Source organism: Cryptosporangium japonicum, assembly GCF_039524755.1.
GTDB lineage: Bacteria > Actinomycetota > Actinomycetes > Mycobacteriales > Cryptosporangiaceae > Cryptosporangium > Cryptosporangium japonicum.
The window spans coordinates 153,166-160,858 of record NZ_BAAAGX010000010.1; the positions used below are offsets into that span (position 1 = coordinate 153,166).

At 71.1% G+C, this 7,693-nt stretch carries 8 protein-coding genes; all 8 read right to left on the reverse strand.

The annotated features are described in order from the left end of the window. Window positions 1-191: 191 nt before the first annotated feature. Window positions 192-887 carry a TetR/AcrR family transcriptional regulator gene (locus tag ABD437_RS13660; RefSeq protein WP_344649171.1) on the reverse strand — a complete coding sequence of 232 codons (696 nt, stop codon included), beginning with the start codon at window positions 885-887 and terminating at the stop codon, window positions 192-194. Then, entirely contained in the window at window positions 869-1,852 is a 984-nt protein-coding gene (locus ABD437_RS13665; protein WP_344649172.1) for a branched-chain amino acid ABC transporter permease, read from the reverse strand. The genes ABD437_RS13660 and ABD437_RS13665 overlap by 19 nt, the downstream gene beginning before the upstream one ends. Continuing rightward, on the reverse strand, window positions 1,849-2,721 hold the full coding sequence (locus tag ABD437_RS13670) for a branched-chain amino acid ABC transporter permease (RefSeq protein ID WP_344649173.1): 873 nt from the start codon (window positions 2,719-2,721) through the stop codon (window positions 1,849-1,851). Before ABD437_RS13670 ends, ABD437_RS13665 begins: the two co-directional genes overlap by 4 nt. Next, the gene (locus ABD437_RS13675; protein ID WP_344649174.1) at window positions 2,718-3,950 is read right to left on the reverse strand and encodes an ABC transporter substrate-binding protein; all 1,233 of its coding nucleotides are present in this window, start codon (window positions 3,948-3,950) and stop codon (window positions 2,718-2,720) included. Before ABD437_RS13675 ends, ABD437_RS13670 begins: the two co-directional genes overlap by 4 nt. 21 nt (window positions 3,951-3,971) lie before the next feature. Continuing rightward, window positions 3,972-4,631: an ABC transporter ATP-binding protein gene (locus ABD437_RS13680; protein WP_344649175.1), complete on the reverse strand. Its 660-nt coding sequence runs from the start codon at window positions 4,629-4,631 to the stop codon at window positions 3,972-3,974. Further along, entirely contained in the window at window positions 4,624-5,382 is a 759-nt protein-coding gene (locus ABD437_RS13685) for an ABC transporter ATP-binding protein (protein ID WP_344649176.1), read from the reverse strand. Before ABD437_RS13685 ends, ABD437_RS13680 begins: the two co-directional genes overlap by 8 nt. Next, entirely contained in the window at window positions 5,379-7,001 is a 1,623-nt protein-coding gene (locus ABD437_RS13690; RefSeq protein WP_344649177.1) for a tannase/feruloyl esterase family alpha/beta hydrolase, read from the reverse strand. Before ABD437_RS13690 ends, ABD437_RS13685 begins: the two co-directional genes overlap by 4 nt. A 109-nt stretch (window positions 7,002-7,110) precedes the next feature. Continuing rightward, the coding region (locus tag ABD437_RS13695; RefSeq protein WP_344649178.1) for a PucR family transcriptional regulator at window positions 7,111-7,693 on the reverse strand (583 nt) is incomplete at its 5' end.

Sequence of the window (7,693 nt, forward strand, 5' to 3'; positions counted from 1 at the left end):
CCGACGCCACCGCCGAGGCCACCGTCCGGCTCCGCCGCGGCCGGATCGTCGCACGCGCGACCGGTCGCGGCGCCGCCCACGCGGCGGCCTCCGGCCCCCCGCGGAAGCGCACGAGCTAGGCCGTGTCCTGCGAATCCGTGCTCGGCTGCGGCTCCGCTCAGCCGCCGCCAGCGAGATTCACAGGACACGGCCTAGAGCAGATCCTCGGCCTCGGCCTTGAGGGACGTCAGCGTGCGACGGGTGTGCGGGGTGTCCGGCAGCACCGCGAGCAGCAGCGGGGCGGACGAGAACGTCGACTGGTGATCGACGAGGCGGCGGACCCATTCCATGCCCGCCGCCAGCTCGGCGAGCGGATCGGTCGCGCCGCCGGTACGTACCCAGTTGCCCAGCGCCGACCGGTGGATCGCGTCGATGAGCGCGGCGAGCGCCATCGGCTGGAACGGCGGGGCGTCGGCCGGCAGGTGGTCGCGCAGGTACGACCGGGTCAGGGCCACGTAACGCTCGTGTTCGACGACCTCGCGCTTGCGGAGTTCGGGCACGACCCGGGTCAGCTGGTACCGGCGGAGCACCAGGTCGGGGCGGCTGATGAACTCACGCAGCGACTCCTCGGTGGCCGCGATGACCGCCTCCACCGGATCGGCGTCGGGAGCGGACTCGTCCAGGCACCGCCCGACCAGGCCGAGACGTTCGGTGTGGTCCGGGAAGACGAGCTCGTCCTTGCTCTCGAAGTGCCGGAAGATCGTCCGGCGGGACACACTGGACGCCTCCGCGACCGCCTCGACGGTGACGTTGGCGTACCCCTCCTCGAGGAAGAGGGCCATCGCGGTCTCCGAGATCCGGTACTTGGTCTCGAGTATCTTCCGCGGGGTCACCGCCGGTTGTGCCATCGGTGACGAACGGTACCCCAGATCCCCCGGCGGAAGAGCAGCACCACCAGGACGAAGACCGAGCCGGTGACGAGGTCGATGCCGTGGAACCCGGACGAGGCCAGGTAGTCGGCGAGCATCACGACCAGGAACGCCCCGAGGATCCCGCCCCACAGCGTGCCGATGCCGCCCAGCACGGTCATCAGGACGACCTCGCCCGACGTGCTCCAGTGCAGCTCGGTGAGCGCGACGAACCCGTGGTTGATCGCGAACACCCCGCCGGCCAGCCCGGTCAACCCGGCCGAGAGCACGAACGCGACGAGCTTGTACCGGTCCACCTCGTAGCCGAGCGCCCGGGCCCGCTGGCTGTTGTCGCGGATCGACACCAGCACCCGCCCGAACGGCGAGTGCACGATCCGCCAGGCCGCCCACATGCCGAGCAGCAGGATCGGCAGGGCCGCGTAGTAGAAGTAGAACGAGTTGGTCTCGACGAGCTCGATCCCGAAGAACGCGCGCGGCACGCCCTGCAGGCCGTTCTCGCCGCCGGTCAGGTCGCTCCACTGGTAGCCGACGAAGTACACCATCTGGGCGAACGCCAGCGTCACCATCGCGAAGTAGATCCCCGACCGGCGCACCGACAGGTACCCGAGCGGAAGCGCCAGGACCATCGCGAACACCGCGCCACCGACGACGGCGACCGGGAACGGCACCCCGGCCCGCGTCGCGATCAGGCCGGTCACGTAGGCCGAGCTGCCCCAGAACGCGGCGTGCCCGAACGAGAGCAGGCCGGTGTAGCCGAGCAGGATGTCCAGGGCGATCGCGAACAGCGCCATCGCGACGATGTCCATCGCCACCGGCGGATAGACGAACCAGGGCAACGCCAGCGCGGCCGCCAGCCCGGCGGCGAGCAGGATCCAGCGCCGCCGCGGGTGGCGGCCCGCGGCGGGGGCGTCGGTGCCCGCGGCCGGGGCCTCGGTGACCGTCATGCCGTCGCCTCCGCGCGTCCGAACAACCCGGCCGGCCGCACCAGGATGATGACGGCCATCAGGACGAAGATGAGGATCTGCGCGAACGTCGGGGCGTAGGCCTGCCCGAACGCCTCGACCAGCCCCACCAGGAACCCGGCGACGACCGCGCCGACGATCGACCCGAGCCCGCCGATGACCACGACCGCGAACAGGATGATCGCGAAGCTGTTGCCCATCTCGGCGGTGATCGCCCGGAACGGTGCGGCGAGCACGCCGGCCAGCCCGGCGAGCGCGACACCGAAGCCGAAGACCGGCGTCACCCACCGGCCGACGTCGACGCCGAGGGCCCGGGCGAGCTCCGGCTTCTCGGTCGAGGCCCGCACGATCATGCCGACCCGGGTCCGCGTCATCACCAGCCAGACCAGTGCGCAGACCACCGCGGACGCCAGCAGCACGAACAGCTGGTAGTACGGCAGCACCACGCCGGCCACGTCGGCCCGGCCACGCAGCGCGCCCGGGAGCTCGTAGGGCAGCCCGGAGACGCCGTACCGCTGCTTGACCAGCTCGACGACGACGAGCGTGAGGCCGAACGTCAGCAGGAAGTTGTAGAGCGGGTCGAGGCGCAACAGCCACTGCACGAGCAACCGCTCCACGACGACGCCGAAGCCGAACATCAGGATCGGCACCACCAGCAGCGACCACCACAGGGAGAGGCCGAACGAGTCGAGCAGCACCGCCGCGGTGACCGCGCCGAGCATGTAGAACGCGCCGTGGGCGAAGTTCACCACGCCCAGCACGCCGAAGATGATCGCCAGACCCAGCGCGGCCAGCGCGTAGAAGCTCCCGGCCGCCAGGCCCTGCACGGTGTACTGCAGCAGCGCGTTCACATCGAGCACCCGGACGGCGGCGCGAAGGCCTCGGCCGCGGGGATCGTGGTGACGATCTCCTCGTAGTCCCAGTCCTCCGTCACCTCGGCGGGCTTCTTGACCCGGACGAGGTACGCGTCGTGGACGACCGAGTGGTCCCGGGCGCGGATCTCGCCGTTGCGCAGGAACGTGTCGTTGACCTTCTTGCCCTCGAGTTCGCCGACGACCGCGTCGGCGTCGTCGGTACCGGCGGCCTGCACGGCCTCGAGGTACTGGAGGGCCGCGGAGTAGTTGCCGGCGTGCTCGAACGTCGGCCGGGCCCCGGTCCCGGCCTTGAACCGGTCGGCCCAGGCACGCGACTCGGCGTCCATGTTCCAGTACCAGGCGTCGGTGAACATGGTGCCGGCGAACTGGTCGACGCCCAGCGAGTGGATGTCGGTGATGAGCATCAGCCCGACGGCCAGCTCGATGCCCTTCTCCTTCAGCCCCGAGTCGTTGAACTGTTTGACCAGGTTGATCAGGTCACCGCCGGCGTGCATCGTGCCGATGACGTCGGGGTTGGTGCTGCCGGCCTTGGTGAGGAACGTCGCGAAGTTCTCGTTCGGGAACGGTGTCGGGATCGAGTTCTGCACCGTCCCACCGGCCTTGGTGATCGCGGCGGTGAACGACTTGGTCATGTTCTGCCCGAACTCGTAGTCGGGATAGAGGATCGTCCAGTTCTTGCCGCCGTTCTTGGTCACGGTCGTGCCGGTGCCGTGGGCGAGCATGTACGTGTTGTAGGCCCACTGGAACGTGTACTTGTTGCACTGCGCGCCGGTCAGCGCGGTGGTCGCCGCGCTGACGTCGAGGAACAGCTTCTTGTGGTTCTTGGCCTGGGTGGCGACGGCCAGGGCCGCGGACGAGGTGGGCACGTCGAGGATGACGTCCGCTCCCCCGCGCTCGTACAGCTCGGCGGCTTTGGTGTTGGCGATGTCGGGCTTGTTCTGGTGGTCGGTGGAGGTCACCTCGATCGTGTCGACGACCGCCTTGTCGCCGTACTTCTTCCGGTAGTCGGCCACCGCCATCTCGACGGCTTTCACCGAGTTGGGCCCGGAGGCGTCCTTGTAGACGCCGGACTGGTCGTTGAGCACCGCCAGCACGAGCTTGTCCCCGGTGAAATCGCCCCCGGAAGAACCGGGGCCGCCCTGGCCGCAGGCACCCAGGAGCAGTACGGCCGTCGTGGCGCCGGCCAGGAGTCGCTTGCTCTTCATCGTGGTCTCCCCATCGGGTTCTCAGAGGCCGAGGTGCTCGAGGAGGTCGCCCTCGACGATGCGGCCCTGGCTGAGCAGGTAGTGCCGGTCGGCCACGGTGGCGGCGAACGTGACGTTCTGCTCGACGAGCAGCACACCGGCGCCGGTGGCCTTGACCTCGCGGATGATCGCCCCGATCCGGGCCACGATCACCGGGGCCAGGCCCTCGGAGGGTTCGTCCAGCAGCAGGAGCCGGGCGCCGGTGCGCAGTACCCGCGCGAGGGCCAGCATCTGCTGTTCGCCGCCGGAGAGCGTGGTGCCGGGGGCCCGGCGTCGTTCGGCGAGCGCGGGAAACGTCTCGTAGACGCGCTCCAGCGGCCAGGCCCGCTCGGAGACCACCGGCGGGAGGAGCAGGTTCTCCTCCACCGTGAGGCCGGCGTAGATGCCGCGGTCGTCCGGGACCCAGCCCAGGCCGGCGCGGGCCCGCCGGTGGGCCGGGACGCCGTCCAGGTCGCGGCCCCGGAACTCCACCCGGCCACCGGTCTGCCGGTGCAGACCGATCAGGCAGCGCAGCAGCGTGGTCTTGCCGGCGCCGTTGCGTCCGGCCAGCGTGACGACCTCACCCTCGCCCACCCGCAGGTCCACGCCGTGCAGGGCCTGGGCCTGCCCGTACCGGGCGGTCAGGCCGGTGACCTCAAGCATGCTCGGCCCGGCCCAGGTAGGCGGTGATCACCCGGACGTCGGCGCGCACCTCGTCGTACCCGCCCTCGGCCAGCACCCGGCCCTGCTGCAGCACCGTCACCCGGTCCGCGAGGCTGCCGACGACGTGCATGTTGTGGTCGACGAACACCACGGTGCGTCCGGTGGCGATGCGCCGGACCAGCTCGATCGTGCGGTCGACGTCCTCGGTGCCCATGCCGGCGGTCGGCTCGTCGAGCAGCATCACCCGGGGCTCCAGCGCCAGCACCAGCGACAGTTCGAGCGCGCGTTTCCGGCCGTACGCGAGCAGGCCGACCGGTTTGTCGGCCAGCGCCGCCAGCCCCACCTGGTCGAGCAGCTCGTCCACCCGGGTCCGACGCCGGGCCAGCAGCTTCTCCGACCGCCAGAACCGGAACCCCTCGCGGGTGCGTCCCGCGAGCGCCAGCTCCACGTGCTCGCGGCTCGTCAACGTCTCGAACAGGCTGGTGATCTGGAACGAGCGGGCCACGCCCCGGCGCGCGACCCGTTCGGGTGGCCGGCCGGTGACGTCCTCGTCGAACACGGTGATCGACCCGGACGTCGGGGGCAGGAAGCCGGTCAGCAGGTTGAACAGCGTGGTCTTCCCGGCCCCGTTCGGCCCCACCAGCGCGTGCACGCTGCCTTCGGACACCTCCAGGTCCACCGCGTCGACCGCGCGGAAGCCCCGGAACTCCTTGGTCAGGCCCCGTGTGCGTACCGCCACCCGGGGCGTCATCGCACGCACGCGAAGCTCTGCGCGCGGGCCGGGTCGCCGGAGCGGTACCGCGGCCAGCGCGGGTACTCGCAGAGCGGACGGGTGCGGCCGTCCCGGGTGTCGGCGGTCACCGGGTCGACCGGTGCCCGTCCGTTCTCGACCCACCGCTCGAGTGCGGTCAGCGAGTCCCAGCCGGCGGCGAACGCCGGCGCCCCGACGTTGGCGTGGTTCGCGCCCGGCACGAGGTAGTAGCGCAGGAACTGATCGGTCGTCCGGCGCCCGGCGGTGTCGAGCACCCGCTCGTAGTAATCGTTCGTCGAGCGGTGCGAGACCAGTTCGTCGGCGGCGCCGTGCAGCATCAGCAATCGCCCACCGGACCGCGCGAACGGACGGAGATCGGCGTCGTTGCGGTCCTGGACAGTGGACAAGTAACTGATTCGGGACTGCCATTTCCCGGGTCGGGCCGGGTCGATCGCGAGCGAATTCTGCTGCGGATCCCGGGTCAGGAAATACTTCACCCACTGGTCCCAGAATTGGAATCCGTACGCGCTCGTGGCCGGCATCGGATCGGCCGGAGCGGACGTACCGAAACCGAGATAGGGCGTCCGCATGTCCGCGCCCGAGAGCAGCGGGAACCCGGGATAGTGCCGCTCACCACTGGCGATGCGGTACGGCCACCGGAACGAGGTGGAGGCCGCGGTCACCGCGGCGATCTGCGCGTCCGAGAGACAGTCCGGTTCGCCGGGGCAGCGCAGCACCCGCGGATCGAAACGGCATCCTCTCTCGTTCGAGACGATTCCGTCCTCGACGCCGTCGAGCCCGTCGCACGCCGCCAGGACGCGGCGATGGAGAAGGGCTTGTTGTTTCGGCCCGGGAAACGCGCCCGGGCGGGACATCACCCGCGCGAGATGGCCGAGGAACAGGATCTCGGCCGCGTTGTTCCAGGCCGGGTAGGCCGAGATCACGCCGTCGAACGCGTCCGGCCAGCGCTGCGCGACGACGAGGGCCTCGCGGCCGCCGGTCGAGCCGCCGGCGAAGAACGCGCGGCCGGGCGCCGCACCGTAGGCCCGGCGAACGAGGTACCTGGCGGCGTCGTGGGTCTTCTTCAGCGCGTCGCCGGCCGCGAAATTGCGCAGGGCTTCGTCGTTGACGCCGAACGAGCCGTCCAAGGATCCGGTCGGCCCGGCCCGGTGGCCCGAGTCGCTGCCGTACGTCGCGTACCCGCGGGCCAGCGGCGTCGGCTGGTCGGGCCGGCCGAACGGCACGTTCTGGGTGACGTCGGGGACCGTGCCGTCGTACCCGCCGCCGCCGAACATCAGCGTCCGGTGGTTCCACCGGGCCGGCATTCCGATCTGGAGCGTGATGTCCGGAGCGGACCGGTCGATCGGGTGGAGCACCGCGCGGACGGCGCAGTACCCGACCGTCGTGCCGTTGGTGTCCTTGGTGGCCGGCGCGGCCGACTCGACGCGCCCGCCCCGGGTGGGTTCGCCGATCACCGACGCCGGTATCGCCAGCCCGGCGAGCCCGGTGCAGCCCGGCGCCGCGGCGGCCGGCGTCGGCGCGCTCACCACCGCGGTGACGAGCACAGCACCCGCGGTGATCCACCGTAAACGCTGGGAAAAAGTCAGGATCCGCCTCATTGCGCACCTCCTGGAGAGCACGCCGTGCCGCTGATTGGTCCAAGAGCGACACTCGGTGCCAGACACTGTGGCAGCCGTCACTAGCTGACGCAAGAGCTCCACAGAGGAGCTAGGAGAGTTGGCTCCGCAGTGCGTGCAGTCGCAGCGCCACCTGGAGGCGCAGGGCGCGGTCCGGCTCGCGCCAGTCCGTGCCGAGGATGCTCGTCACCCGCTCGAGCCGCTTGAGCAGCGTGTTCAGGTGGATGTGGAGCGCGGCGGCGGTGCGGGTCAGGTTGCCGGAATGCTCGAACCAGGCCGACAGCGTGGGCACGAGTCGCGTCGACTTCTGAGCGTCGTAGGCCAGCAGCCCCTGCAGCGCGTCGGCGAGGAACCGGTCGAGGTCCGGCGCGCGGCGCGCGTCGAACAACGCGGCGTAGAGCGCGTACGGCTCGGTCGTCGAACCCCGGTCGGACGCGCCGAGGCTCGGCATCAGGTCGCAGCACCGACCGGCGATCTCGAACGCCCGGCCCCGGTCGTCGGCGTCCGTCGCCTCGGCGACGACCCGGACCGGCGAGCCCAGCTCCCGGCGCAGGCGGGCGTGGATGGTGGCCGCGAGCCCGGCCGGGTCGGGCGAGGCGGCCAGCAGGGCCGCGCGGCCCAGGTGCTCACCGGCCAGGCCGCCGAACTCGGCCGACATCGCGTGCAGCCGGCGG

Coding starts and splice junctions, on each gene's coding strand:
- ABD437_RS13665 (WP_344649172.1), bottom strand. CDS start 1,852: ATGACGGTCACCGAGGCCCCGGCCGCGGGCACCGACGCCCCCGCCGCG.
- ABD437_RS13680 (WP_344649175.1), bottom strand. CDS start 4,631: ATGCTTGAGGTCACCGGCCTGACCGCCCGGTACGGGCAGGCCCAGGCC.
- ABD437_RS13660 (WP_344649171.1), bottom strand. CDS start 887: ATGGCACAACCGGCGGTGACCCCGCGGAAGATACTCGAGACCAAGTAC.
- ABD437_RS13685 (WP_344649176.1), bottom strand. CDS start 5,382: ATGACGCCCCGGGTGGCGGTACGCACACGGGGCCTGACCAAGGAGTTC.
- ABD437_RS13690 (WP_344649177.1), bottom strand. CDS start 7,001: ATGAGGCGGATCCTGACTTTTTCCCAGCGTTTACGGTGGATCACCGCG.
- ABD437_RS13675 (WP_344649174.1), bottom strand. CDS start 3,950: ATGAAGAGCAAGCGACTCCTGGCCGGCGCCACGACGGCCGTACTGCTC.